The sequence below is a fragment of the Brevibacillus centrosporus genome, assembly GCF_003710815.1.
Lineage (GTDB): Bacteria > Bacillota > Bacilli > Brevibacillales > Brevibacillaceae > Brevibacillus > Brevibacillus centrosporus.
On the sequence record NZ_RHHP01000011.1, the window covers coordinates 64,022 to 89,584 of the forward strand.

A 25,563-nucleotide genomic window follows, 5' to 3' on the forward strand; every position below is an offset into this window, starting at 1 on the left:
GCCGCGCGTCGACGAGCCGTCTTTTTCCTTCATGCCTGGTCAACCTCCCGGTAAGTCGGCGATGTCGCCTTTTTACAATACTTAGGAAGTGCGAAACGCCTATAATAAAGAATAGCAGTTGCGATCCGATTTCTCAATTTCGATGAAGTCGCAATTGTCAGCTGACTTGACGAATTGGAGGAATAACAATGGACAACCACCAAAACGATGCAGGATCTTTAGGGAAATTCACCAAAAATGGAACGCCAAACGGATATACCGCTATTACGCCGTTTATCGTTGTAAACAAACCAGCTGAAGCGATCGCCTTTTACGAAACCGTATTTAACGCAAAGGCGAAAAGCGTAACGGAATTTGGCGAAGACGGCAACAAAATGATCGTACATGCAGATATCGATTTCGGCAACGGATATTTGCAACTCGGTGCCGCAAACCCAGCCTATCGACTCGTTTTACCAACGGGGGAAGGCAACGCGTGTTATTCGCTTGGGATTTATGTACCCGACGTTGACCGGACCTTTGCCTTGGCCGTAGCCAACGGAGCGACAGTCAGAGAGCAGGTTGCGAGCTTTGTTTCAGGCGATCGTTACTGCAGCATTCTGGACCCGTTTGGCATCAGATGGTCTATCATGACACGGGTTGAAGATATTTCTGAGGAAGAAAGCTACCGCAGAGTGGCAGAATGGAGTAAGAGCCAGTACGGGAATTAACGGCTAGGCTTCAAGAAGATGCAGGCGAACACTCGCCACATTGTAAAAGTATGCGACCGGCGGGATTGAGACGGCGGGAGCCGTTTCGCTCCCAATGCTTCTTCGACCCGTACTTCCGACTATAAGTACGGAGGCGTATTTCATCCAATGTTTTACAACAATATAAAGCATTCCACACATGTGGAGTGCCTAATATTGATGGTACGAAATGAGATGTGACAGTACTGCTCAAATCTAAAGTAAAGGAGACCTTGCATATAGCGAGGTCTCCTTTTCTAACCCTTGTACAACGGCGTCTGCCAAGTAAGCGTGAAACAACAAAGCATCCTAACAGTCCCAACTGAACAGCAAACTTTGGTAGATTAATAGAGCTTAAAGGGCGACTAACTCTGCGAGCTTGGCCGCGACGTCTGCCATGGGCTCTTCTGCAGTGTTCAATCCGCTTCGTGATCCGAGCAAGGGACTGACTTCGCGGAGAGCTTCATATGTTGTATCATGCACAATCGGAACGAGCCGATCACCTGCAAGGAGTGCCGAAAGTTCTTTGTCGGCGATGCCCTCTGTTGGGAGGCGGCGTAGCAATGCAGGAGTCACAAGCACAATTCCAACTCGCGAGTTGGCCAAGCCTTTGTCAATAGAGCGAAGCAGCGGCATACCAAGGCCAACGTCTTTCTCGCTAAACCAGACGGAGACACCGTGTGACTCTAGCAGATCGTGCAACTCCTTGGCGGCTCCCTTCCTGTCGTCCCACGCATGGCAAAGGAAGACGTCACGAAGGTCAGGTTGTTTTGCTAGGGTTTCGACGCTGTTGCGGATTGGTGTTAATGACCGAATTTCTTCGGACGTGTACAATAGAGCCGAACCTGCTCCTGACCAGCGCGGCTTTGAACTGCGGACGGAACCGCCGCCGCTGCTTCTGCCGCCCCCACTTGTCGGGGAAGTGGAGTAAGGCGAGGGCGAGTATGACATGTAGCCGCCACCACTACTATAGCGGCGATAACTCCCTCTGCATGCTGGGCAGTTGGCTGCGGCACTCGCCGAACGATGTCCTTCTACTGGGGCTGTACATCTAGCCATGTCTCTACCTCCTCTAAATAACTTGAATATTAAAACTATTGTATCATGTTTCCGTACATGTATCCTATCTCCAGTCCCTCATTCCAGATGCTTTTTTCATTTCAGCAAATTCAACCAAAACGATGAGAATATCTTGAAACAACGCCCCAAGAAATCTACCACACGACAAACTTCCAAGGAAGCGTTTTTCATGAACAAACCTATCCATGTATATCAACTCGAAAATCGACCCTGCGACCGAGCGGCATCTGCTCTCCCTCATGCAGCGGCATCTCAAATTGACACTCGAACATGGCAACTGTCAAACTGATGTCAGCCGCCGCGCCGAGATCAATATGAAGGTGGTACTAGTTGGTGGCTTCTAGCCTTGGGGAAATCTTGTGCTCTGGCGGCTCCGGCAGGCTTAGGCATCGTGCATCAGGTGCTGGTGGGGGTAACCATCTCTCATAACCACATCCAAGCCAGTTGCTAGTCAACTACCTCCGTCTATCTCATGCCGTCTGGCTACCTGGCTCGCGTTTCCTGCTTCTTGTGCCTCTTGGATCAGTTGTTGTTTGAACTCGATTGGATAGCGTTTCCGTTGCATAAAAAATCCCCCTCTGTTCTTCTGATACCAGCTTAACAAGATAAGGGGGGTAGACTCAAATCCAATTTCGGGGCTTAAGAGTAAATACAAAACCACTCTACGCACAGAGTGGTTTTTTCTTAGGCCACATTGTTCCCTCTTAGAATCGAACCAGATTTGTAACTGAAGAGATCTACAATGAAGGCGAGTGGTTACACCCAAGCACACTTTATTTAAGTAAAGAAAATATGTCATTTTCCCTGCTTTGAATGATAAACTCAAAGAATAAGCTTATGAATCTGCTAATGACAGGGGTGGAGCTTTGGCAGATAAATTTACGGACATGGACGCGGTCATAAAGAAAATGCAAGAGGTTGTAGCGGCAAAGCGTGAACAAGATCCCAAATTTTACGCGAAGTATCCAATCAATCTCGGGACCTTAGCGGACGATCAAGCAGTACATGAGGTTACGAACAAATGGAGCCTGCCTGATGACTACGTGTACTTCCTGAAGCATTATGTCCCAGAGTCGGTGACCTGGAGTACGGACGAATATACCAATTTGGAAATTTACGGGGCAAAGGACCTTCTGAAGGGGCAATGGGGATACAACTACAATCCAGTAACCCACGAGGATATTGTGGACTGACCGAGCAGTTATGTGGTGATTGCTTCAGACGAAGGCGACCCTTACTGCATCGATCTTTCCAGAGGAGATACGGTCATTTATACGGCAGCGCACGGGATGGGCACATGGGATTTTTCCGTTGCCTGTGGCAATCTTGAGGAGTTTCTTCATAGTGTATTAGTACCGCGGGGCTTTGAGGAATGGGATACGAGCGGAGATGAACCGTACGAGTACTACAAAGTGTTTCTGACAGGTGAGGGCAGCGATAAGAAAAAAACGCTGCTGTTCATCAAGAAAATGTTCTCGTGCGATTTTTCACAAGCGAAGGCATATTTAGAGGCGGCTCCCTTACTCGTGTATAAAGGACTTGAGCCTGGTGCCGCGAAAACCGGGGAACAGCTAAAAAGCATCGGTGCTGAATATGAGGTGCGGAAAGTCAGCGTGGCCGAGTTTCTGTCGTCCTAGCCGTTAGGAATATACGCATGATGGACGCGGCAAGGGAGCGAGGATACCAGGGCGATATCCCCGAGCCATGTTCAGATGCTGCCTAATGCTTTGGCTTCTAGCGGGTGCTACTCTTTTCTGATCAAGGGAGATAAGAACCCACTACTTCGAATTTTTGCTCATTGTCTATGGTCATCACCTTTACTTCAATGACGTTGCCTTTTTGAAAAGTAGGGACATTTATGATGGGAATAAAGGTTTTTGCCACAGTAGAAATAACCTTGCCATCCGGCATCGAGACGGTTAGATCGAGCAAGACTTCTGGCTGATCATCCATTTGTGCTTTGGTTTGCTGGATCGAGTTAATCACCGCTTGTGCGGACGTCCCTTGCTCGAGGATCGTTTTGCGCTGCGAATAGCGTTTCTTATTAGCCCCTAAGGTTTTGACTACAAATGCGACCGTCACTGCCGCCGTCAAACTTGAGAAGAGGACGAGTATGACAATGATAGTATTCAAGGAAAGACACCTCGCTTTCATCTCTAAAATAAGTGGAAAAATAAAACAAAATTTCTACAATAAGCTTAAATCATCAACAAAATGAAATCTAGGCTTTGTGAAGATTCTGTTAAATTATCGCGCAAATACAGCTTTTTCCTTATAAATACAAGAGAATCAAGACACGATATATGATTTTCTTGTATTTAAATAGTATATAATGACAAACATTTTATTCTATAACTAATAGTGATACAATATGAATAAGGTTATAATTGATCTAAAACAAGGGGTGTGACGGTGTCTCACCCTGGCTTGCTGTGGAGCATAAAGCAGGAGCGCCTGCAACATTTCTTCAAATTATACTAGTTAGGACGGTTAAAATGAGTAAAACAGACGTAATCTTAATTGGTGCCGGAATCATGAGTGCGACTTTAGGGTCACTGCTGAAAGAATTAGTACCAGATTGGGAAATTACAGTGTTTGAGAAGCTTGCAAAGGCAGGAGAGGAAAGTTCTAACGAATGGAATAATGCGGGAACAGGGCATGCTGCTCTGTGCGAGCTGAACTACACAAGCGAAAAGCCAGACGGATCGATAGATATTAAGAAAGCAATCAATATTAATGAACAGTTCCAACTCTCTAAACAGTTTTGGTCTTATCTTGTAAATAGCAAATTGATCAAGAATCCAGAGGACTTCATCATGCCACTGCCGCATATGAGCCTGGTTCAAGGTCAAAAAAATGTAGAGTTTTTAAAGAAACGTTTTGAAGCGATGTCTAAAAACCCTTTGTTCCAAGGTATGGAATTTTCCGATGACCCTGAAAAGCTGAAAGAGTGGCTCCCTCTCGTCATGCAAGGTCGTACCTCGAACGAGCCGATTGCAGCAACAAAAATTGACTCGGGTACAGATGTCAACTTTGGCGCTTTAACACGCATGCTGTTTGAACATCTGCAAACGAAGAACGTGAAAATCAACTACGGACACAGTGTGGATGATATTAAACGCACGAGCGACGGTTCGTGGGAATTGAAAGTGAAAAATGTGAATACTGGCAGCGTAGAGCGCCATACAGCAAAATTCGTCTTTATCGGAGGCGGAGGTGGAAGCCTGCATCTCCTGCAAAAGTCCGGTATTCCTGAAGGCAGACATATTGGTGGATTCCCTGTAAGCGGTCTATTTATGGTCTGTAAGAACCAGGAAATCGTTGAACAGCACCACGCAAAGGTATACGGGAAAGCAAAAGTTGGCGCGCCGCCAATGTCTGTTCCGCATCTGGACACCCGTTATATCGACAACAAAAAATCGCTGCTGTTTGGACCGTTTGCCGGCTTCTCGCCGAAGTTCCTCAAAACGGGTTCCATGCTCGATTTGGTCACTTCCGTAAAACCGGATAACGTGTTGACCATGTTGGCAGCAGGTGCAAAAGAAATGTCTTTGACCAAGTACCTGATTCAGCAAGTGATGCTCTCCAAAGAACAGCGCATGGAAGAGCTGCGCGAGTTTATCCCTGATGCGAAAAGCGAGGATTGGGATTTGGTCGTAGCCGGTCAGCGTGTTCAGGTTATCAAGGATACAGAAGCAGGCGGAAAAGGAACGCTTCAATTCGGTACAGAGGTCATTACAGCGGCTGATGGCTCGATTGCAGCATTGCTTGGTGCATCTCCGGGTGCTTCTACGGCCGTACACGTTATGCTCGAAGTAATCACCAAATGCTTCCCGCAGCAAATCAAATCGTGGGAACCAAAAATCAAAGAAATGATCCCTACCTATGGCGTGTCTCTCATGGAACACCCAGAGCTGATCGAAGAAATTCATACTTCAACAGGGCGCACGCTTGGTCTTACCAGAGAGCTTGCCCTCGTCAAGTAGAACGAACATATTGAAGATGAGATAAACGGCTTTCGCCCCCATCAGTCGGGACGAAGGCCGTTTATCTTTTATACATCAACCAGATTTGCCTTTAGGGGCAAGTCTTTTTTATTTGTATGGCACATGCTAATCGTGTTGCGTTTGAAAATAATCGATATATCGATTATTATTTTCGATATAACGGAGGAGGATGAAAATGAGACGTCGGAGAGGGTTTGTCCAATTGGCCATCCTGCATTTGCTGAAAGAGGAATCCATGCATGGCTACCAGATCATGAAGGAGCTGGAGGAACGATCTGATGGGGCGTATTCGGCAAGTGCCGGGACGATTTATCCTGCTCTTCAGGAAATGCTGGATCAACACATGATTGAACTGGAATCAGGTGCAGATAAAAAAGTGTATTTCCTCAGCGAAAAAGGCAATGAGAGGCTGATGGAATTCGCGAACCAGGGGGAGGGGGACTTCTGGGTCGAGTGGAAGGAACGCATGGTCTGGAGGAATTCCGAGGAATCGCTACGGCTGAGAGCGGCGCTGGAGGGATGGGAAACACAGCTTAAACGAACGATGAGACAAATACGTGGCAACCCGGAACGTGTCGAGGAGCTGATTTCGTTAATCGATGAAATGACCAATCGCTTAAAAAACCACAGGGATCAATAAGGGGAAGTATCATGAATGCGATGAGAAAGCTGTTGCGATATCTCAAGCCATACGCGTTATTTGCCATAGTAGGGCCGTTTTTGATGTGTATTGAGGTAGCGATGGATCTGCTGCAGCCGACGATCATGCAGGAGATGATCGATATCGGGATTGCCAATCAAGATAACGGGTATGTGATCAAGCTCGGGGTGTTTATGCTGATCAGTGCGATTATCGGATTGATTGGAGGGGCAGGGAGCTCGATTTATGCCGCAAAAGCAGCTGTTAATTTTGCTACCGATATTCGGCAGGATGTGTTCAAGAAGACAGAGCAATTTTCCAATCAAAATACAGATACCTTTGGGACTGGCAAATTAATTACCATACTAACCAATGATATTGCGACCCTGCAGCAGGCTGTCATCATGACCTTGCGTGTCTTTGTACGGGGACCTCTGCTGTTTATCGGGTCGGTCGTGATCGTTTGGCTTACGGCACGAGAGCTGTTTCCGGTGTTGCTGGTGGCGATCCCTATTCTGATCGCTCTAATCTATTTCTTTACGGTCAGGTCAGGACAGCTGTTCTCCCACGTGCAGAAGGCGATGGACCAGGTGAATACCAAGCTTCAGGAAATGCTGGCAGGGATTCGGGTGATCAAGGCTTTTGATCGCCATGATTATGAGCAGAGCCATTTTCAAACCGCCAATGATTGGTTGATGAAACGGAACATGACAGCCGAAAAGCTGATTGTCACCCTGATGCCTCTCATGATGTTCATCGTCAATATCGGAATCGTGGCAGGTCTATGGATGGGTGTGATCAAAGTAAGTGAAGGGACGCTTCAGATCGGGGTTATTTTAGCCTTTATCAACTACTTAAACATTATGTTGAACGGACTTGTGAGCAGCAGCAATGTCCTCATGCAGATTGCACGCTCGTTTTCGTCCGCAGAACGGATTGTGCAGGTGTTTGATACAGAAATCGACATAACAGAGCGGGAACAGCCGATCGCCGGACCAGAACTACGCGGAGAAGTGGAGTTTCGAAATGTGGATTTCAGCTATAGCAAAAATGGAGAATACGTACTAAAGGACATCTCCTTTCAGGCTAAGGCTGGTCAAAAAATCGGGATTATTGGGTCTACCGGTTGTGGGAAATCAACGCTCGTCAAGCTGATTCCCCGTCTGTATGATCCGGATGCAGGGCATGTCCTCATCGATGGGATCGACGTCAAGGATATGCCGTTGGAGAAGCTCCGTACCGCGATTGGATTTGTCCCGCAGAAGGCGACTCTGTTTTCAGGATCGATTGAGGATAATTTGCGTTTTGGGAAAGAAGAAGCTACAACGGATGACATGGAGCATGCCGCACAGGCAGCCGCGGCATCGGAATTCATTGATAGATTTGACGGAAGATTCGGGCATCAGCTTTTGCAAGGCGCAACGAATGTATCCGGCGGGCAAAAGCAAAGGCTGTCCATGGCACGGGCTTTTATCCGGGAACCAAAAATCTTGATTCTGGATGATTCGACCTCGGCGATCGATGCCTTGTCTGAAGCAGCTGTCCAACAGGCGCTGCGGGAGGCTTACACCGATTCGACCGTATTTATCATTTCCTCCAAAATATCCTCTATCATCGATGCGGATCAGATCCTGGTCATGGAGGATGGAAGGCTGGAAGCGAGCGGGACACACGAGACATTGCTTGCGACGAGCAAGGTATACCGCGATATTTACACTTCGCAAAGCGGAAGGGAGGTTACGTACTCATGAGCAAGCCTTCGTCAGCGTCTAATCCCAACATCATGAACCGGGCGAGGGGACCGATGGGCTTTAGTGGACCAGTGGTAAAAGCAAAGGATCGGAAGGGAACCATCAAACGGATTTGGCTGTACATGGAGAAGCAAAAAGCACAATTGGTAGCTTCAATTTTTTTTGTCATCATCTCTACGCTGCTGGGAATTCTCGGTCCCTATCTGATCGGAATAATCATGGACGAATACATCATACCGAGGGACATCGCAGGAACGATCAGACTTCTAGCTATCCTTGCGCTTGTCTACATCGCAACCGTGGTATTTACTTGGCTGCAAACGTTTATGATGGTTCGCGTATCGCTGCAAACGATTCGAAATTTGCGCCAGGATTTATTTGATAAATTTCAGACCTTATCCCTGCGCTTCTTTGACAGCCGCGCGCACGGCGATCTCATGAGCAGGGTAACGAATGACATTGATAGCTTAAATAATGCCCTTAGTCAGAGTGTTGTTCAAATATTTTCATCAGTTTTGATGGTTGTGGGAGTGGCGATTGCGATGTTTTCGCTCAATTGGCTCCTTGCCATCGTGACCCTGCTCGTGATCCCCATCATGATGCTAGCCTCGAAAAAGCTGATCACGTACAGCAGCAAGCACTTTAAGAAGAGACAAAAGGATCTGGGAGAGCTGAACGGATTTATCGAGGAGTCGATTTCGGGTAACGAAGTGATCACACTTTTCGGCAAAGAGGGGAAGTTTGACCGGGAATTTTCAGGCGTCAATGAACGATTGCGCCATTCGGCGATGGCGGCTGATACGGTCTCAGGATTCCTTGGTCCTGTGAACAATTTCATCAACAATCTTGGACTTGGTCTAGTGATTCTGGTCGGAGCAGTCCTGACGGTGAAGGGGATGGCTACCGTTGGGATTATTGCTGCCTTTGTGACCTACTCAAGGCAATTCTTTCGACCCATCAACCAGCTCTCCAATCTGTTTAATATGTTTCAATCGGCCATTGCTGGGGCGGAGCGCGTATTTGAGGTCATGGACGAGACACCGGATATGGTTGATAAAAAGGATGCCATCGCAGTGGAGTCTTTTCGGGGCGATGTGGAATTCTCTCACGTTCACTTCGGCTATGAGAAGGGAAAACCGATCCTAAAGGACATCCATTTCGCGGTGAAGCCAGGACAGAAGGTCGCTCTTGTGGGGCCCACTGGTTCCGGAAAGACGACCATCATTAATCTCTTGATGAGGTTCTATGATGTAACAGCTGGCGAGCTAAAAGTGGACGGCCGCGATATTCGCGATTATCAGCTTAGCGGACTGCGGAAAAAAATCGGTGTCGTGCTTCAGGATACGTTCCTGTTTTCCGGTACGATCATGGAGAATATTCGTTACGGACGTTTAGAGGCAACGGATGAGGAAGTCATCGCAGCAGCCAAAATGGCTTCGGCACACCAATACATCAAGCATCTCCCTGATGGCTACCAGACGCGCATCACATCTGGTGGAGCCAACTTAAGTCAGGGGCAGCGTCAATTACTCGCCATCGCGAGAGCTATCTTGGCCGATTCCGACATCTTGATTTTGGATGAGGCCACCTCGAGCATCGATACCAGCACAGAGATCGAGATTCAAAAGGGACTCAACCGCTTAACGGAGGGAAGAACAAGCTTTGTCATCGCTCACCGTTTGAAAACCATAGAAAATGCGGATCTGATCTTGGTCATTCACTTGGGGGAAATCATCGAGTCGGGTACCCATGAGGAGCTTTTGCAGAAAAAGGGCTTTTATTTCGAAATGTATCACAGCCAGTTTGCTCATCTGCAAAATGTGTCCGCTCAGGAAGCAGTCGAATCGTAGCAAAAAGAAAGCCGCTTTGCTCCATGACGGAGGACAAAGCGGCTTTCGCTGTTCTAATGGCGAAGCCAAATTTTCTAATTAATTTCGAATCAGATAATCAAATGCACCCAATGCTGCGGTCGCACCCGATCCCATCGAAATAATGATCTGTTTGTACGGGCTATTCGTGCAGTCACCTGCAGCAAATACGCCAGGGATGGTGGTAGCACCATGCTTGTCGACGACGATCTCGCCCATGCGAGTGCGCTCAATCTCATCGCCCAGCCAATCCGTGTTTGGTACAAGACCGATCTGAACAAATACGCCTTCGAGCTCAACGTGGTGAACGGTTTCTGTCTCGCGATCCATGTAGGAAATACCATTTACCTTGTCGGTACCGGTAATTTCCTTGGTTTGCGCGTTCTTGATCACCGTTACGTTTGGCAGGCTGTAAAGACGCTCTTGCAGAACAGAGTCGGCTTTCAGCTCAGCTGCGAATTCGAGAACGGTAACATGCTTCACAATACCAGCGAGGTCAATCGCTGCTTCGATACCGGAGTTTCCGCCGCCAATTACGGCAACGCGTTTTCCAGCGAAGAGAGGACCGTCGCAGTGTGGGCAATAAGCTACGCCTTTGTTCTTGAACTCGGCTTCACCAGGAACACCTACATTGCGCCAGCGAGCACCAGTCGAAAGGATCACCGTTTTGCTCTTGAGGACAGCACCGTTTTCCAGTTCGATTTCGATCAAGTCTTTCTTTTCCAAACGTTTTGCACGCTGGAGGTTCATGACATCGACATTGTACTCTTTGACATGCTCTTCCAGGCTTGCTGCGAGTTTAGGACCCTCGGTGTACGTCACACTGATAAAGTTTTCAATACCCATGGTGTCCATGATCTGACCGCCGAAGCGCTCAGCCACAATGCCGGTACGAATGCCTTTGCGCGCTGCGTAGATTGCAGCACTTGCCCCAGCTGGGCCGCCGCCGACAACGAGCACATCGAAAGGCTCTTTGTCCGCAAAAGCGGAAGCATCGGGAGCATTGCCCAGCTTGGACAGGATTTCTTCCAGAGTCATACGGCCGCTGCCAAAGGCTTCTCCATTCAGGAGAACAGTTGGAACAGCCATGATGTCTTTACTTTCTACTTCTTCTTTGAACGCAGCACCGTCAATCATGGTATGGGTAATGCCAGGATTGAGAACGCTCATCACGTTCAGGGCTTGTACAACATCAGGACAATTGTGGCAGCTCAGGCTTACATACGTTTCAAAATGGTACTCGCCCTGGATGCCCTTCACTTGATCGATCAGCTTCTGATCAACCTTTGGCGGTCTTCCGCTGACTTGCAGCAGAGCCAATACCAAAGAAGTGAATTCATGTCCCAGTGGTACGCCTGCGAAAGTTACCCCGGTGTCTTCGCCGATGCGATTTACACTGAAGCTTGGTGTACGCTGCATGGTTGTTTCTTCAAGCTTGATTCGCGTAGACATGGTGGCCAGCTCATCGAGGAGAGCCAGCATGTCACGCGATACGCTATCGGAGCCCGCACTATATTTCAGCAGTACGTCGCCTTCTAACAGCTGAAGGTACTGCTCCAATTGTGCTTTAATTTCTGCGTCCAGTATCATTTATACCACTCCTTAGATCTTACCAACGAGATCCAGGCTAGGTTTCAGGGTAGCAGCACCTTCTTGCCATTTTGCTGGGCAAACTTCACCTGGATTGCTGCGAACATATTGAGCTGCTTTCAGTTTGCTGACAACTGCGCTTGCATCGCGACCGATACCGCCAGCGTTGATTTCCAGAGCTTGTACAACACCGTCTGGGTCGATGATGAAAGTACCGCGATCAGCCAGTCCATCTTCTTCGATCAATACATCGAAGTTGCGGGAGATGGTGTGAGTTGGGTCACCGATCATGGTGTAAGTGATTTTGCCGATAGTCTCGGAAGTGTCATGCCATGCTTTATGAGTGAAGTGAGTATCTGTGGAAACGGAGTATACTTCAGCTCCCATAGATTTCAATGTTTCGTATTGGTTTTGGAGATCTTCCAGTTCAGTTGGGCAAACGAAAGTGAAGTCTGCTGGGTAGAAGCAAACAACGCTCCATTGACCTTTGAAGTTTGCATCTGTAACTTCTACGAATTCACCGTTTTTGTAAGCTTGTGCTTTGAAAGGCAGTACTTGTTTTCCGATGAGAGACATTCTGAAATTCCTCCTAAATATTTGTTGTAGAGAATTATTATTAAATGTAATAATTCTAACCTGATAACCATTATCACTCATGTTCTTCTGTTTGTCAATGAAAATAATAATAATTTTAATTAAGAAGTAATTACTAGCTAGTCTTGATCATTTGAAGAAGGAATATACTTGCGATTTGGTCTTTTTTATACTTATTTCATAATAGTGCTGAATCTAGCCTTTACCAAATGTAACGTTTATATGCTTCGGGCAGTGCTTGCATTTTTAATGGAGGTGGCTGTTCCAAGATTCTAGAGCAGATCGGATTTTTACTTCTTCATTACTGCCGTCCGTTCTCAGTCTTATATAAGGGATCGAGTACTTTTGTAAAATTGTATCTTTCCTATTATCTCGCTCTTTTTGTCTGCTACCCTCACGGTGGAAGGTCACTCCATCTACTTCAATCACGAGTACCGGGGCGTGGCTGATTCGATCGTAGATTAGGAAATCAACGTGCGTCATGAGATTAGAAGTATACCTTACTTCCTCTTCATTCAACTTTGAAAAATCTCGAATCATCATCTTTAGCGGAATGTGAGAGACAACTTTCAATTTCCGGTATTCTGGGTCAGCTGTGATTTTTATTAGTAATTCGTACATAATATTTTCGCTGTCGTAGACCGAAATTTTCTTTTTCATACGTTTAAGCAATTCTTTACGTTGTTCGGTGTACTCCTTATACAAATAATCAAAAACAGAATAAAGCTGGCTATTGATAATCTCAAAGTTGTTATATTCGATATAGTTTACGAGGTCATTTATATTTGTGTTCCTCGTATCTTTGTTACCACTTGTTACAACAAATAGCTGTTTCACAGCGCGCGATACGGCCACGTTCAATAGGTTGGGCGAATCTGTAAATTCGGTGATCTGGTTATCGACGGTTGATAATATAATGCGATCCTTTTCTCTACCTTGGTACTTGTGTACTGTTGCCACTTCTATTGCTGTTCCTTGAATTCTGCTTTGCAAGGCTTCGATTTGTTTATTGTAGGGAGTAATAATTCCTATTGAATCAGCTGCTATATCTAGCTTCTCTTTTGGAATGAGTTCATCAAAGATCACATCGATCTCCCTTTGATTCACTTTTCCACGTGAATGGTTACCCTTGACTGTTTTATACAATGTAAGTGGTTTATCTTTAGGATTACTTTCAGTTTGCACAATGAGTTGGTTTTCGTAAAACTTCTGATTGCAAAAGCCAATAATTTTGGGGTGGCAACGGTAATGCTCCCTCAAAAGGGTACGTGGCGCATGGGTGAACACCTTCACAACGGAAGAAAGTAAACTGTTCGTAGCAAATTGATACGATTCCGGAATCTCGAATGAATGAAAAATCACATTGGTTGCGTTTGCTGTCTCCTGTGATACGACGTTTGGCAACTGCATTCGATCTCCTACAATTATGGCTCGGGAGGCACAAGAAAAGGCGAGTGCTCCAGTTACCACATCAACCTGGGATGCCTCATCAATAATTAAGTAATCATATGTTGTGGTGGGGGATAGGCTACTCCTGAGTGAATAAGTAGTGCTCAAAATAACAGGATAATCTTCAAGAAATGATCTCGTGTTTTTCTTTAGATCCTCAAGCGAATAGACATGACGCTCATCTTTATTGTTATATTTTTCAACTAAAAGCGATTTAAATAGCTTCATAGAAAGCTCTGCGTACTTCTGTATCTCTACGTCAAAGTTAAATGCAAAAAGCTCTTGCTCTAGCTCACTGATTTCGGAATGAAGCTCCCTTCTTTTGTGCATGTAATAATGCTGTTGAAATAAAGCGATCCGATGCTCCCAAGGAAGGCGATATACGTTTAGGTTGAAAAGACCGTAATGGAAAAAATGCTTGCATTCCATCCATAGCTGGAGAAAAAGGTTCCTTTCTCGGGCCAACTGATACTCGTTCCATAACCTCAAGAAGGTGTGGGAACGGAGGGTGTTCCGTCTTTTGATCCGATGTTTACTGTCATAGGTTTCCTTAAAATAATCCTCGAAATAGTGAATCTCTGTTTCAAGCTCCATCTTTTCTGTGCGAAGCTGAGAAAGTTTGTTTTTCTTGAGAAGCAGTAGATCAAGCTCTTTTCCCAGCTGAGATAACTGCTCAGCCATTCTTTGCTGTTCATCGTGTGTTATTTGCCAACTCGTCATATCTGGTAGAAGAGGCTGGTTTTGTATAAAGGCGGTTTTGTTTGAGGAGCTGCCAAGAGAAGCAACGAGAAAATCAAGCTCATACGTCTTGAGCTTTTCGAGTATGTTCAATGTCGCAGAATTATTACCTGAAACCACTGCGACAGTTCGGCCGTGCCTGACGATGTTGGCTATAATATTCAAGATGGTTTGCGTCTTACCTGTACCGGGTGGTCCTTCAATCATGCTTACTTTTTGGCATAGTGCGTGATGTACGGCTTCCTTCTGACTATGATTAAAACCGAATGGAAATAGAGGAAGTTCGTCCACGTTGCTCTCAGGGCTGGTCACTACTTTGGATGGATCGAGGAAAGCAGCGAGGATGCTATCGTCTCGGATGAAATCGATCTGATTGTATTGTGTTGCAAGAATATTGTTTCCATCATCCGACTTGAGGCTTACCACTGAGGCTATTTGCTTTAAGTATTCAAAGGTATTTCGGGATTTTGTGTCACTAAGGCACGACCGGACGATTTGGACGTTATTAGTAGGTATAACCTCTTTTTTGCCCCATTTATAGATCACGCGGATATGCTTTTCAAAACAATAAGTCTTCTCTATAGAAGTGAGCATTTGATTTTGACTGAAGATTGCATATTTATCGAGATCCAGCTCACTCGGATTTGTATAGATGAGAACATTCGACTCCAAATAGGTATAGGTTTTACCACCCTGAAACGTGATTTCAAACTTTCCGTTTTTGTATTGGTACTCTTGAATTTGCTCGGTTTTATCTTCACCTTTTACCAATATAAGATAATGATCCAATTCCAATAGGTTCACCTCGTAAAATGCCAATAGAATAATCATAAACGATTTGGGAGAGAAACCTAAGCTTTGATTGGTAATTCATCCCCCTTACGCTAAGCCATATTGACACAAGAAACACATCATTGTACACTTTCAACATAATTAAATAAGACCTCACTTAAATCAGTGAGGTAGAGGCGCGATGTTTAACAGTCCTTAGCGGAGCTTGAGACGCTGTGATGCTAGGGAGAAGGAAATGTCGCCGAAGCTTGGAATACGCTCGGTATTACTTGCTGGGTCTGCAGTTAAGAGCTGCAGGACTGTCTCAATAAATTGTCCCGATTTATTGAGTTGTGCTATCTCATTTGGGTAAAGAGAGGTTTTTGGGTAACTGCGCATTTCACGCGGCCTGAGACAATCTCAGGTCGCTTTTTGCTTTGTAAAAATACAAATATTTTTAAAGAGGGGTAATCATCATGAAAAAACAGTCTACATTTTTGGCAGTGTTTCTATCCGCAATGGTAGCTTTAGCAGGATGTGGTTCGAGCACGACGAGCAGTCCGGCAGCAGCACCAGCAGCATCCGATAATACGTTCAAAGTTGGCTTGGAAGCAGGATACGCTCCTTTTAACTGGACGCAAATGGACGATGCCAATGGTGGCGTGAAAATTGACGGCAACGCCGAATATGCAGGCGGCTACGATGTAGAAATCGCGAAAAAGATTGCAAAAGGCTTGGGCAAAGAATTAGTGATCGTGAAAACGGAATGGGATGGTCTGGTACCAGCGTTGACCTCCGGGAAGATCGATGCGATCATCGCGGGTATGTCTCCAACAGCTGAGCGTAAACAAACCATCGACTTCTCGGACAACTACTATAAATCGAATCTGGTTATGGTTGTGAAAAAAGGCGGAAAATACGAGGGAGCTACCTCTATCCAGGATTTCAAAGGGGCGAAGGTAACGGCTCAATTGAACACCTTCCACTACTCTGTAATCAATCAAATTGAGGGTGTCGCTCAAGAGCCTGCGATGGATAACTTCCCGGCAATGCGCGTGGCACTGGAATCCGGTATGATTGACGGTTACGTTTCCGAGCGTCCAGAGGCAGTTAGTGCTTCCTCTGCAAACCCTAACTTTGCCATGGTTGAGTTTAAAGATGGATTTAAAACATCCGAAGACGATACAGCGATTGCCGTAGGGGTACAAAAAGGCAGCGAGCTGACTGGCAAAATCAACGAGATTTTGAAAGGCATCTCCGAGGAAGAGCGCACGAGCATCATGGATGCGGCAATCAAGAATCAACCAGCAGCAAAATAGCTCGACTCCCCAAAAACCGGCTGCACGATCCGCAGTCGGTTTTATCACGGGATAGGTCCAACATGTAAGGGCGGAGTGTAGCCGAGTTTTCTAATCAAGGAATGGAGGAGTAAGATGAGCTTTGAGTGGATTGTAAAAATCGTCTCCGATAACTGGCCGATGTTCCTGCGCGGAGCGGGGATGACCCTTCTCGTCGCCTTGCTCGGTACGATTGTAGGGGCCATCATTGGTCTCTTGGTTGGGGTCATCCGTACGATCCCTGTGCCAGAACGCGGCCCTAAACGCGCGGTTCTCAAACTGGTTAATGCCATTCTCTCTATTTATATTGAATTTTTCCGTGGAACGCCGATGATCGTTCAGGCGATGGTCATTTATTACGGCTCTGCCTTGGCATTCGGTTTCGATATGGACCGGATTTTTGCGGCGATCTTTGTCGTTTCGATTAATACAGGAGCGTATATGGCTGAGATCGTTCGCGGCGGTATCATTTCCGTTGATAAAGGTCAGTTCGAAGCGGCACAAGCCATTGGGATGAATCATGTGCAAACGATGTGGAATGTCGTCTTGCCTCAGGTAATTCGCAATATCCTGCCGGCAACGGGCAATCAGTTTGTCATCAATATCAAGGATACTTCCGTATTGAACGTGATTTCTGTTTCAGAATTGTATTTTACAACCAAGTCGATCGCCGGAAACAACTTCCGCTATTTTGAATCGTTCTTTGTCGCATGCGTCATTTACTTTATCATGACGCTGATCGTGACCCAAATTTTGCGTTACATCGAAAGAAAATTGGACGGGCCAGACAGCTATACAATGGTGGGCATGGAGACAGCGGGCAAGAAATAATCGAGGAAGGAGGGCACAGACATGGAAACGATCATTGATATCCAGCAACTAAAAAAATCCTACGGGAATCACGAGGTCTTAAAGGACATCCAATTCTCCGTTGAAAAAGGTGAAGTGGTCACCATCATTGGTTCATCGGGGTCCGGCAAATCGACGCTTCTGCGCTGCATCAACCTGCTGGAGAAGCCAAGCGGCGGCAAGATCATTTACCACGGGGAAAACATCTTGGACGACAAGCACGATATTTTTGCGTATCGTCAAAAGCTAGGGATGGTTTTTCAGCAGTTTAATTTGTTCAATAACCACAATGTTCTCGGCAATTGTGTGGTCGGGCAGATCAAGGTGCTGAAGCGCTCCAAAGAAGAGGCTGAAAAAGTAGCCATGAAGTATTTGAAGGTCGTGGGGATGGACAAGTACGTGAATGCCATGCCGAAGCAGCTGTCAGGAGGTCAAAAGCAGCGTGTGGCTATCGCCCGAGCACTTTCCATGGAGCCGGATGTCATGCTGTTTGATGAACCGACATCGGCCCTTGATCCGGAAATGGTGGGAGAAGTTCTGAAAGTCATGAAGGAGCTGGCGGGTTCGGGTCTGACGATGCTGGTGGTAACGCACGAAATGGAATTCGCCCGGGAAGTATCCGATCGCGTGGTGTTTATGGACAAAGGCGTCATCGCAGAAGAAGGAAGTCCGGAGCAAATATTCAATCAGCCGAAGCAAGAGCGCACGAGAGAGTTCTTGAAGCGTACTTTAAAGCAAGCCTGATGATAAAAAGGAGTGGCCCCATTTGTGGTCACTCCTTTTTTGCACACGGATCGAGAACTAGAATACGTCATGCAATCCCGTATCCGAGTAAACCGAGATCAAAACAACAGCTTTCTCATCCCCGATATTTTTCACAAAGTGCGGCACGCTGGCGTTCCAGCTGAAGGAGTCGCCTTCCTCCAGAATCATCGAGTCTTCCCCTTGTTCGGCAAGCACCTTTCCTTCCAGCACTAGATGGCATTCCTCTCCCTCATGGGCATTGGCCTCGCCCATCGAAGCGCCAGGAGGGAACTCCACCAGCATCATGCGCAGTCCGCCTTTAGAGGTGACATGCTCGATTTTCAGGTTGTTGTGGGTAGAAAAGGAACGCTCCGCTTTGCGAACGACGCGCATATGCTGTTCCTTTTCCAGCAGTAAATACGGAAGCGGAACGCGGAGAAAGCTGGAGATGGTCTGCAGCGTCTGTATGGAAGGAGACGTGTTATTGTTTTCGACGTTGCTGATAAATCCTTTGGAAAGTCCTGTTCCTTCGCACATTTGTGCGATGGTGATTTTCTTTCGATTACGTATGGCACGGATTTTTGATCCTATATCCAAATGGTCCACCTCAAATGTTTCCTGATAAAAAACTTAATCCTATATTAGCAAAAATAAATTTGACAATCTACAGCAATCGTTGTTATCTTATAGATGAATAATATTCTTATTGGGAAACATTTAGAGACAACTTTTTCTTTATTTTTTTGCCCGATTGTTTTCTAATATGAATGTAATATCTTTATTTAAAAACAGTGTCGTTCTATACATCGTATTTGGGGAAGGGAGACGGCTAGATGAAAACGCCCATGATTTATGAGCTGCAGCGTCCGAAGGCGATCGATCCGAACAAAAAATACCCAGCCCTTTTCGTGATGCATGGCATCGGAAGCAATGAGCAAAACATGCTGTCGTTGGTTCGTGGGATGGAGGAGCAGTTCTTCATTTTCAGCATTCGAGGGCATTTGCCACAGCCGCCGGGTTATGCGTTTTTTACGATTCAGGGCTATGGGAAGCCGCATCGCGAGGTTTTTGATCACGCCATCGGCAAGCTGACCAGCTTTATCGAGTATGCGACAGAGCAGTATCCAGTGGAGCAAAGCCAGCTGTACCTGCTCGGCTTCAGTCAAGGTGCGATTTTGTCCCTGACACTGGGTCTGACACTGGGCGATCGCATCAAAGGAATTGTCGCACTCAGCGGGTACATTCCGGGATTTGTAAAAGAAGAGTATGGGAAGAAATCGGTCGACCACATGAGCTTATTTATCTCCCACGGAGAGATGGACCAGGTGCTGCCGTACGAGTGGGGGGTCGCGAATCATGAGTATTATCAAGGACTTGGTGCAAGTGTTACGTTTAAATCCTATCAGGATGGGCATGCCGTTTCGATCCAAAACCTGCACGATTTTCAGCAGTGGCTGCTCGCATCACTGACCAAGTGAGAACCAATGACAAAGGAGAGGATTTCCATGTTTCCGTCCTTTTTTATCGCGCATGGGGCGCCCATGATCGCGCTGGAAAACAACGACTACACCCAATTTATCAATGAGCTGGGAAAATCCCTGCCAAGACCAAAAGCCATCGTTCTTTTCTCCGCTCACTGGGAGTCGCAAACGCAGCAAGTAAGCGACGTAGAGGAATTCAGCACGATTTACGATTTTGGAGGCTTTTCCGAAGAACTGTACCGCATTCAATACCCGGCAAAGGGACAGAAAGACATCACCCATGAAATTATAGGCCTATTTGAAAAGCAGGGAATCTCCTTTTCGGTAGATACTAGCCGCGGATTGGACCATGGGGCATGGGTCGTATTGCGATTGCTATACCCAAATGCGGATGTACCTGTGATATCGATGTCGGTCAATTCGAAGTTAGCTCCGAAAGAGCAGTACCAGATCGGGAAAGCTCTGGCAGCGCTCAGAGATCAGGACATTCTCATTATTGGCAGCGGGGGGACTGTCCATAACCTGCGGGCGTTGAAGTGGGCGGAAGATAACGGGCAGGCAGACGACTGGGCACTGGCGTTCGATGAGTGGCTGGAAGGTCGTTTGAAGGCTTGGGATGTAGATTCCCTGTTTGACTACCGAGCATTGGCACCAGCGTCTCAGTATGCTGTGCCTCCTTATGGCAGCGAGCATTTTGTCCCGATTTTTTACGCGATGGGTGCAGCAGATCAGGAGCGTGAGGCGAAATTGCTGCATCGCAGTTATCGCTATGGCAACCTGAGCCATAGTGTTTGGCAATTCGGGTGATGGAAAAGCAAGCAAAGCAAAAGTCCCTAACGGTTTCGTGTTAGGGACTTTTTACTGCTCATCCTTCATCCGGCCTGCTTGCAATGGAAAGGCCCTGACCGTACAGCTGGGTCAAACGCCGGTGCGTATTTGCTACCCCAATCCCGCTTTTCCCTTTCACGGTGAAGCATCGTATCTTGATCCATTCCTTTGCCATCGTCCTTGACTTCAACCAGCGTAAAAACTGGAGCACGCTGACAAACAACAGGACGATCAGGAAATCCTTTATTCGATCATTGGCATACGAGGCATCGGGATAAAACATCTTGAAATTAAGATGATAATGTCTCAAAATAGAGATATTGCGATGGTACAGATGCGATTGCTCTGAAATCAACCAGAGCAAGCTATGGAAAAGGAGGAATCGCGAGTGGAAATCGGGCTAAGTACTTTTGTAGAAACAACACCGGACCCCAAGACCGGTGTCGTGATAAGCCATGCGCAGCGTTTGCGCGATGTCGTGGAGGAGATCGTTCTTGCGGATCAGGTCGGACTGGATGTCTTTGGGGTAGGGGAGCATCATCGCAAGGATTATGCGGCGTCTTCTCCAGCGGTTGTGCTGGCAGCAGCTGCCCCTCAGACCAAGCGGATCCGACTTACGAGTGCAGTGACTGTGCTGTCATCTGCTGATCCCGTTCGTGTGTTTCAAGATTTTGCAACGCTGGACGCACTTTCAAATGGGCGCGCGGAGATCATGGCTGGTCGGGGGTCTTTTATTGAGTCCTTTCCCCTGTTCGGGTACGACCTGAACGATTACGACGAGCTGTTCGATGAAAAACTGGAGCTGCTGTTGAAAATTCGCCAGTCCGAGAAGGTGACCTGGAGAGGCGGTCATCGGCCTGCGATTCACAATCTCGGTGTCTATCCGCGACCAGTCCAAAATCCTTTGCCGGTCTGGATCGGCAGCGGAGGAAATGCCCAGTCAGCCATTCGCGCGGGGCTGTTGGGATTGCCGTTTGTTCTCGCGATTATCGGGGGGCGTCCAGTCCAATTCGCCCCAATCGTGGATCTGTACAAGAGGGCGGCAGCGCAGGCCGGTCATGACCCGTCCAAGCTCACTGTCGCTTCTCACTCCCATGGGTTTATTGCAAAGGATAACGAGACGGCAGCGGACAAGTTCTTTCCATCCACCCAGCAAGCGATGAATGTTCTTGGTAAAGAGCGTGGCTGGGGACATTACGATCGAGCCACCTTTGATGCGGCACGCAGCTTTGAAGGTGCGTTGTACGTAGGTGATCCGGAGACGGTCGCGCAAAAAATCATTCATCTGCGAAAAAAGGTCGGCATTACCCGTTTTATGCTGCACGTACCTGTAGGCACGATGCCACATGAGGATGTCATGAATGCCATTCACCTGCTGGGAACAGAGGTGGCGCCGCGAGTACGTGAGGAAGTCGCCGAATGGGAAGCGGAGCAGAAACAGGATAGCTGATCGAAAGAGGGCATGAAAGAGGTCATTCTTCATATAAAAACGGTGCCAACGCGAGCGTTTCGCAAGGCACCGTTTTTTGTGTGTAAGCTTATGATTGAATAGCAGCAGCCGTTTTGGCATTTACTTGCTTCTTGATCTTGACTGCCATGAGCGAAGCGAAGAAGCAGACAAAGCCCGCGATCATAAAGGCTTGGGAGTACGTACCGAGCCAGTCGCGCATGACACCCGCTCCATAGGCAGCAGCAGAAGCCCCTACCTGATGGGCAACGACAATCCAGCCAAAGATCATTCCAGACTTCTCTTTGCCAAATACTTGGCTGGAGAGCTTGGCAGTCGGCGGTACTGTCGCGATCCAGTCCAAGCCGTAAAATACCGAGAAGATGATGAGCATCGTGGGGGTGGAATCGAGCGCATACGGCAGGAAAAGCAAGGACAAGCCGCGCAGTCCGTAGTACCAGAAAAGCAGCCAGCGATTGTCAAAACGATCGGACAGCCAGCCGGAGATCGTTGTGCCGACGAGATCGAACAAGCCCATCATGGCGAGCAAGCCAGCAGCGGTTACTTCCGGTAGACCAAAATCTCCACAGGCGGCGATAAGATGAGTACCGATAAGGCCATTGGTGGAAAAACCGCAGAAGAAGAAGGTTCCCGAGAGCAGCCAAAAGGTCGAATTCTTCATCGCATAGCGTAAATTTTGCAGCGGGGCCAAAAAGATATTTCCGGCAAAAGGTGTAGGCGGCACGATTTCATCGGTTCCATAAGGGGCAGCGCCTACATCTGATGGATGGTTTCGCATCCAGACCGCGACAATTACCAAGACGAGGATCAGGACGGCAACAGCCGTAAAGATGGCATATCTCCAGCCCAGGTCGGTCGTCAGCTTTGCCATCAGCGGCAAAAAGATCAGCTGACCGGTAGCGGCACTAGCAGTTAGCACGCCTACTACCAGCCCTTTGTTTTTGACGAACCATAGATTGCTGACCGTTACCCCCAGTACGTTTGCCATCATTCCCGTTGCAAGACCAGAGACGAGGCCCCATAACAGCTGGAATTGCCATAGCGCGGTCATGAAAGGGGTAGCAGCCAGGCTGATGGCCAGCACGGCAAGGGATAAGACGACGACCTTGCGAACGCCGAAGCGCAAAAGCAAAGCAGCAGAGAAGGGCCCCACCAAGCCGTACAGAAAGATCCCCATGGAGAGAACGCTGGAGATGCTGCCTCTGCTCCAGCCAAACTCATCCTGGAAGGGGACGAGCAAAATACTCGGCAGCGAGCGAATCCCGGCAGAGACCAGAAGAGTGACGAAGGTCAAGAGGACAATGATCCAGCCGTAGAACATGCGGGATTTTGGCTTGAAGCCGTTTTGCGCATTGAGAGAATCCATACATACACCCCACGCTTTATTATTTTGTTTGTACATACAAATTAGTTGAAGGCATAACAGCTGGTTATTTTTCCAGCTGCTTGCTGGACGACGTCAAGTATTCCGTTAGCTGATCGCTGAGTTCTTTTCCAAGGATCTCCTCGTAGTTCTGCTTCAGCCTTTTGGAAGCCTGGCGAAGCGTCGGTCCAAGCTCGATGCCCTTTTCGGTCGGATATACCATGACGGTCTTTCCGTGAACTTTACGCTCCACGAGATGTTTGGTCTCAAGCTTATCGACGAAACGAGTCAGCGTGGAAGGCGTAATAGACAGCTTTTCAGAAAGCTCCTTTTGGGTAATGCCCGGGGAACCAATCACGAGACGAATGAGATACCCGTAAGCTGGTGCTAATCCGGTGGTGGCAAACGCCTCGTCGGCCATACGCGTAATCGCCCGACTCAGACGGTTGGTGGTAAAGTACAGGCAGTCTTGCAGAAAAGCCTCGTCTTTTTCAGGCTTTTGATTCATAGGTTGGGTCATCTTCTTTCCTCCACGTGGGGTAGGCTTGATGAATTTCTATTTTGTATGTACAACAAACAGTAAGCGGGAAGATCCAATCTGTCAATTAGAAAAATTACATTTTATGGGAAGAAAGTTTTTTGCAGCACGTTTGGCGCAGCGACTGGACTGGAAGGGATACAAAATACGCGTAAGCTTCAGCTGAATCTCGAGTGATTTTGCACGAGGCAATCGCGTGCTTGTCAGAAAAAGGGCGTTGTCGGTAGGCATGTACAGTTACAAACCTGTCTTTCTCTCAATAGGATAGAACAACACAAGAAGTTGTCTGAGAAAGAGGTAGGTAACACATGGCGAATCATCGCAGAAGAGCTCAAATCCGTTTATCGCCGCCTGAATTTACGTACTTTAACGAAATCAAATTCTCGATCGGCAATGACCCGTTGGTTCAAGTAGAGCCACTGCGTCAACTGGCAGGTGGGGACTTTCTCATCACGATACGTGTTCAAGGCATGCAAAAAGCACGGGCGCTCGCAACGCTGATCATAGCGACCAAACAAATCGGAAACTTACGGATACAGGTGAGAGTTGTCACCAGCGAGGGGAATCGCGTACAGCCCATCACACGAGCATTGACCCCTCGTGAAATCGCGGCACTCTACCAAACCGCGTTCCGAACGAATCGTCTGTTCAACTTCGCAGTAGTGCGCGCATCCATCAGCTTTACGGCCGTGTACCCCGTATTCAAGGCGCAAGTCATCCAGTTTTTCAACGATGATCTTTCCGACCTGTTCAACAATTTCAATCAGGTAGCCGCGTTTGTCTTTCGAGATGTGCTTCGGAATAGAATCAACCAAACGCCGATCCTGTTTTCTACGGCGCGCAAGACAATCAGCATGGCCAATCGAAAACGGAAGCCGAAAACGTAGTCTCTCACCAGGGACTGCGTTTTCTCGTTGTTTTTAACCTTTCCCATGTATTTTTGGTACTATTGGTTATGAGTTGGTGGGAAAGGGTGTTGGACATGAGCAAAACACTGGTGCTGGCTGAAAAGCCTTCTGTAGGACGAGACATTGCGCGCGTGCTGCAGTGTCAGAAAAAAGGAAACGGTTATTTGGAAGGCGATAAATATATCGTGACGTGGGCTTTGGGGCATCTCGTCACTCTGGCTGATCCAGAGGTGTATGGACAGCAATACAGCTCCTGGAAAATAGAAGATTTGCCGATCATGCCTTCTCCACTGAAGCTGGTAGTGATCAAGGAAAGCAACAGGCAGTTCCACAGCGTGAAGCAGCAAATGAGGCGAAACGATGTAAAAGAGATCGTCATCGCGACAGATGCAGCTATATCCCTATAAATTAATAATGTGCACTACAAAAAATTATCCTATACCTGAATTTTTCTAAGGTTAGACAACACTGTTCAAAATGCACATAATTAATTGGTGTACATAAATGATAGATTATAAGCTCCTTTATGTGCAATTTAGAAGCGCTAAAATTTCACCTGCCCTTCCGAGAAAGTTGCTCTCAGCTTGGGCGCTCGACAAGACGAAACGACTCACTGACTCTTCGCAAGATCACTTTCACTTTTTGTTTGACCATTCAGGGCATCTATTATCTGAAAAGATTATAGATGCCCTGAATGGTCATATCTATATTCAACGACTGCTGCGATTTGTTAATAGTCTTGTGTCCTGATTAAGCAAGTTTAACTGTGTAGAGCTAATAAATATAATTGTAATTTATTTACATGTAAAAATATGTAGTTTATTGTAATAT

24 protein-coding genes, 1 pseudogene and 1 riboswitch are annotated in these 25,563 nt (G+C 47.1%); of the genes and pseudogenes, 15 read left to right on the top strand and 10 right to left on the bottom strand.

What is annotated here, in order from left to right; translation table 11 throughout:
- Positions 1-188: 188 nt before the first annotated feature.
- Positions 189-710 carry a VOC family protein gene (locus EDM55_RS12105; protein WP_122960454.1) on the top strand — a complete coding sequence of 174 codons (522 nt, stop codon included), beginning with the start codon at positions 189-191 and terminating at the stop codon, positions 708-710.
- Positions 711-1,082: 372 nt separating this feature from the next.
- On the opposite strand, the gene EDM55_RS12110 is transcribed toward EDM55_RS12105, so the two are convergent.
- Both EDM55_RS12110 and EDM55_RS12115 read right to left on the bottom strand, forming a co-directional pair.
- Entirely contained in the window at positions 1,083-1,787 is a 705-nt protein-coding gene (locus EDM55_RS12110; RefSeq protein WP_122960455.1) for a toll/interleukin-1 receptor domain-containing protein, read from the bottom strand.
- Between the two features lie 472 nt (positions 1,788-2,259).
- Entirely contained in the window at positions 2,260-2,373 is a 114-nt protein-coding gene (locus tag EDM55_RS12115; RefSeq protein WP_221175500.1) for a transposase, read from the bottom strand.
- 301 nt (positions 2,374-2,674) lie between these two features.
- Between EDM55_RS12115 and EDM55_RS30945 the strand changes: the two genes are divergently transcribed.
- Together EDM55_RS30945 and EDM55_RS30950 are read left to right on the top strand one after the other, a co-directional pair.
- The gene (locus EDM55_RS30945) at positions 2,675-3,001 is read left to right on the top strand and encodes a hypothetical protein (RefSeq protein WP_246071147.1); all 327 of its coding nucleotides are present in this window, start codon (positions 2,675-2,677) and stop codon (positions 2,999-3,001) included.
- 15 nt (positions 3,002-3,016) lie between these two features.
- Entirely contained in the window at positions 3,017-3,445 is a 429-nt protein-coding gene (locus tag EDM55_RS30950; RefSeq protein WP_246071148.1) for a hypothetical protein, read from the top strand.
- Positions 3,446-3,566: 121 nt separating this feature from the next.
- Here the strand turns inward: EDM55_RS30950 and EDM55_RS12125 are convergent, their stop codons facing one another.
- Positions 3,567-3,941, bottom strand: a complete 375-nt coding sequence (locus EDM55_RS12125; protein ID WP_092271638.1) for a hypothetical protein — start codon at positions 3,939-3,941, stop codon at positions 3,567-3,569.
- Positions 3,942-4,303: 362 nt separating this feature from the next.
- Between EDM55_RS12125 and EDM55_RS12130 the strand changes: the two genes are divergently transcribed.
- The 4 genes from EDM55_RS12130 (at position 4,304) to EDM55_RS12145 (ending at position 10,056) form a co-directional block, all read left to right on the top strand.
- Positions 4,304-5,794: a malate:quinone oxidoreductase gene (locus EDM55_RS12130; RefSeq protein ID WP_092271641.1), complete on the top strand. Its 1,491-nt coding sequence runs from the start codon at positions 4,304-4,306 to the stop codon at positions 5,792-5,794.
- Between the two features lie 196 nt (positions 5,795-5,990).
- Positions 5,991-6,455: a PadR family transcriptional regulator gene (locus EDM55_RS12135; RefSeq protein ID WP_170184529.1), complete on the top strand. Its 465-nt coding sequence runs from the start codon at positions 5,991-5,993 to the stop codon at positions 6,453-6,455.
- An 11-nt stretch (positions 6,456-6,466) separates the two neighbouring features.
- A complete protein-coding gene (locus EDM55_RS12140) occupies positions 6,467-8,206 on the top strand; it encodes an ABC transporter ATP-binding protein (RefSeq protein ID WP_122960457.1) in 1,740 nt (579 codons plus the stop codon).
- 32 nt (positions 8,207-8,238) lie between these two features.
- Positions 8,239-10,056, top strand: coding sequence for an ABC transporter ATP-binding protein (locus EDM55_RS12145; RefSeq protein ID WP_092271949.1), 1,818 nt, complete (start codon positions 8,239-8,241; stop codon positions 10,054-10,056).
- A 78-nt stretch (positions 10,057-10,134) separates the two neighbouring features.
- Here EDM55_RS12145 and ahpF read toward each other — a convergent pair whose 3' ends face one another.
- The 3 genes from ahpF to EDM55_RS12160 form a co-directional block, all read right to left on the bottom strand.
- A complete protein-coding gene (gene ahpF, locus EDM55_RS12150) occupies positions 10,135-11,664 on the bottom strand; it encodes an alkyl hydroperoxide reductase subunit F (protein WP_092271651.1) in 1,530 nt (509 codons plus the stop codon).
- A 12-nt stretch (positions 11,665-11,676) separates the two neighbouring features.
- Complete coding sequence (gene ahpC, locus EDM55_RS12155; RefSeq protein ID WP_092271654.1) at positions 11,677-12,240, bottom strand: alkyl hydroperoxide reductase subunit C; 564 nt, start codon at positions 12,238-12,240, stop codon at positions 11,677-11,679.
- A 264-nt stretch (positions 12,241-12,504) separates the two neighbouring features.
- Positions 12,505-15,240 carry an AAA domain-containing protein gene (locus EDM55_RS12160; RefSeq protein ID WP_170184530.1) on the bottom strand — a complete coding sequence of 912 codons (2,736 nt, stop codon included), beginning with the start codon at positions 15,238-15,240 and terminating at the stop codon, positions 12,505-12,507.
- A gap of 160 nt (positions 15,241-15,400) precedes the next feature.
- A riboswitch (Lysine riboswitch) is annotated at positions 15,401-15,583 on the top strand.
- A gap of 109 nt (positions 15,584-15,692) precedes the next feature.
- On the opposite strand from EDM55_RS12160, the gene EDM55_RS12165 reads away from it, so the two are divergent.
- From EDM55_RS12165 to EDM55_RS12175, 3 genes are all read left to right on the top strand, one after another.
- Complete coding sequence (locus EDM55_RS12165; protein WP_122960459.1) at positions 15,693-16,535, top strand: transporter substrate-binding domain-containing protein; 843 nt, start codon at positions 15,693-15,695, stop codon at positions 16,533-16,535.
- A gap of 114 nt (positions 16,536-16,649) precedes the next feature.
- Positions 16,650-17,384 (top strand): amino acid ABC transporter permease, encoded by a 735-nt coding sequence (locus tag EDM55_RS12170; RefSeq protein WP_092271663.1) that lies wholly within the window; start codon positions 16,650-16,652, stop codon positions 17,382-17,384.
- A gap of 21 nt (positions 17,385-17,405) precedes the next feature.
- Complete coding sequence (locus EDM55_RS12175) at positions 17,406-18,146, top strand: amino acid ABC transporter ATP-binding protein (RefSeq protein WP_092271666.1); 741 nt, start codon at positions 17,406-17,408, stop codon at positions 18,144-18,146.
- A 57-nt stretch (positions 18,147-18,203) separates the two neighbouring features.
- Here EDM55_RS12175 and EDM55_RS12180 read toward each other — a convergent pair whose 3' ends face one another.
- Positions 18,204-18,743, bottom strand: a complete 540-nt coding sequence (locus tag EDM55_RS12180) for a cupin domain-containing protein (protein ID WP_092271952.1) — start codon at positions 18,741-18,743, stop codon at positions 18,204-18,206.
- Between the two features lie 236 nt (positions 18,744-18,979).
- Here EDM55_RS12180 and EDM55_RS12185 point away from each other — a divergent pair, with 236 nt between their 5' ends.
- Both EDM55_RS12185 and EDM55_RS12190 read left to right on the top strand, forming a co-directional pair.
- Positions 18,980-19,624, top strand: coding sequence for an alpha/beta hydrolase (locus EDM55_RS12185; RefSeq protein WP_122960460.1), 645 nt, complete (start codon positions 18,980-18,982; stop codon positions 19,622-19,624).
- A 27-nt stretch (positions 19,625-19,651) separates the two neighbouring features.
- Positions 19,652-20,434 carry a DODA-type extradiol aromatic ring-opening family dioxygenase gene (locus EDM55_RS12190; RefSeq protein ID WP_122960461.1) on the top strand — a complete coding sequence of 261 codons (783 nt, stop codon included), beginning with the start codon at positions 19,652-19,654 and terminating at the stop codon, positions 20,432-20,434.
- 58 nt (positions 20,435-20,492) lie between these two features.
- On the opposite strand, the gene EDM55_RS30250 is transcribed toward EDM55_RS12190, so the two are convergent.
- The gene (locus tag EDM55_RS30250; RefSeq protein ID WP_170184531.1) at positions 20,493-20,630 is read right to left on the bottom strand and encodes a hypothetical protein; all 138 of its coding nucleotides are present in this window, start codon (positions 20,628-20,630) and stop codon (positions 20,493-20,495) included.
- A 213-nt stretch (positions 20,631-20,843) separates the two neighbouring features.
- On the opposite strand from EDM55_RS30250, the gene EDM55_RS12200 reads away from it, so the two are divergent.
- A complete protein-coding gene (locus EDM55_RS12200) occupies positions 20,844-21,905 on the top strand; it encodes an LLM class flavin-dependent oxidoreductase (protein ID WP_092271678.1) in 1,062 nt (353 codons plus the stop codon).
- Between the two features lie 88 nt (positions 21,906-21,993).
- On the opposite strand, the gene EDM55_RS12205 is transcribed toward EDM55_RS12200, so the two are convergent.
- Positions 21,994-23,289, bottom strand: a complete 1,296-nt coding sequence (locus EDM55_RS12205; protein ID WP_122960463.1) for an MFS transporter — start codon at positions 23,287-23,289, stop codon at positions 21,994-21,996.
- A 64-nt stretch (positions 23,290-23,353) separates the two neighbouring features.
- On the bottom strand, positions 23,354-23,806 hold the full coding sequence (locus tag EDM55_RS12210; RefSeq protein WP_092271684.1) for a MarR family winged helix-turn-helix transcriptional regulator: 453 nt from the start codon (positions 23,804-23,806) through the stop codon (positions 23,354-23,356).
- A 326-nt stretch (positions 23,807-24,132) separates the two neighbouring features.
- On the opposite strand from EDM55_RS12210, the gene EDM55_RS12215 reads away from it, so the two are divergent.
- Together EDM55_RS12215 and EDM55_RS12220 are read left to right on the top strand one after the other, a co-directional pair.
- Positions 24,133-24,711 carry a hypothetical protein gene (locus EDM55_RS12215; RefSeq protein WP_122960464.1) on the top strand — a complete coding sequence of 193 codons (579 nt, stop codon included), beginning with the start codon at positions 24,133-24,135 and terminating at the stop codon, positions 24,709-24,711.
- Positions 24,712-24,806: 95 nt separating this feature from the next.
- A pseudogene (locus tag EDM55_RS12220) lies at positions 24,807-25,124 on the top strand (toprim domain-containing protein); the annotation flags it as partial.
- Positions 25,125-25,563 lie beyond the last annotated feature (439 nt).

Coding starts and splice junctions, on each gene's coding strand:
- EDM55_RS12105 (WP_122960454.1), top strand. CDS start 189: ATGGACAACCACCAAAACGATGCAGGATCTTTAGGGAAATTCACCAAA.
- EDM55_RS12110 (WP_122960455.1), bottom strand. CDS start 1,787: ATGGCTAGATGTACAGCCCCAGTAGAAGGACATCGTTCGGCGAGTGCC.
- EDM55_RS12140 (WP_122960457.1), top strand. CDS start 6,467: ATGAATGCGATGAGAAAGCTGTTGCGATATCTCAAGCCATACGCGTTA.
- EDM55_RS12170 (WP_092271663.1), top strand. CDS start 16,650: ATGAGCTTTGAGTGGATTGTAAAAATCGTCTCCGATAACTGGCCGATG.
- EDM55_RS12185 (WP_122960460.1), top strand. CDS start 18,980: ATGAAAACGCCCATGATTTATGAGCTGCAGCGTCCGAAGGCGATCGAT.
- EDM55_RS12205 (WP_122960463.1), bottom strand. CDS start 23,289: ATGGATTCTCTCAATGCGCAAAACGGCTTCAAGCCAAAATCCCGCATG.
- EDM55_RS12175 (WP_092271666.1), top strand. CDS start 17,406: ATGGAAACGATCATTGATATCCAGCAACTAAAAAAATCCTACGGGAAT.
- EDM55_RS12190 (WP_122960461.1), top strand. CDS start 19,652: ATGTTTCCGTCCTTTTTTATCGCGCATGGGGCGCCCATGATCGCGCTG.
- EDM55_RS12130 (WP_092271641.1), top strand. CDS start 4,304: ATGAGTAAAACAGACGTAATCTTAATTGGTGCCGGAATCATGAGTGCG.
- EDM55_RS12135 (WP_170184529.1), top strand. CDS start 5,991: ATGAGACGTCGGAGAGGGTTTGTCCAATTGGCCATCCTGCATTTGCTG.
- EDM55_RS30250 (WP_170184531.1), bottom strand. CDS start 20,630: ATGGCAAAGGAATGGATCAAGATACGATGCTTCACCGTGAAAGGGAAA.
- ahpC (WP_092271654.1), bottom strand. CDS start 12,240: ATGTCTCTCATCGGAAAACAAGTACTGCCTTTCAAAGCACAAGCTTAC.
- EDM55_RS12115 (WP_221175500.1), bottom strand. CDS start 2,373: ATGCAACGGAAACGCTATCCAATCGAGTTCAAACAACAACTGATCCAA.
- EDM55_RS12145 (WP_092271949.1), top strand. CDS start 8,239: ATGAACCGGGCGAGGGGACCGATGGGCTTTAGTGGACCAGTGGTAAAA.
- EDM55_RS12165 (WP_122960459.1), top strand. CDS start 15,693: ATGAAAAAACAGTCTACATTTTTGGCAGTGTTTCTATCCGCAATGGTA.
- ahpF (WP_092271651.1), bottom strand. CDS start 11,664: ATGATACTGGACGCAGAAATTAAAGCACAATTGGAGCAGTACCTTCAG.
- EDM55_RS12215 (WP_122960464.1), top strand. CDS start 24,133: ATGGCGAATCATCGCAGAAGAGCTCAAATCCGTTTATCGCCGCCTGAA.
- EDM55_RS12210 (WP_092271684.1), bottom strand. CDS start 23,806: ATGACCCAACCTATGAATCAAAAGCCTGAAAAAGACGAGGCTTTTCTG.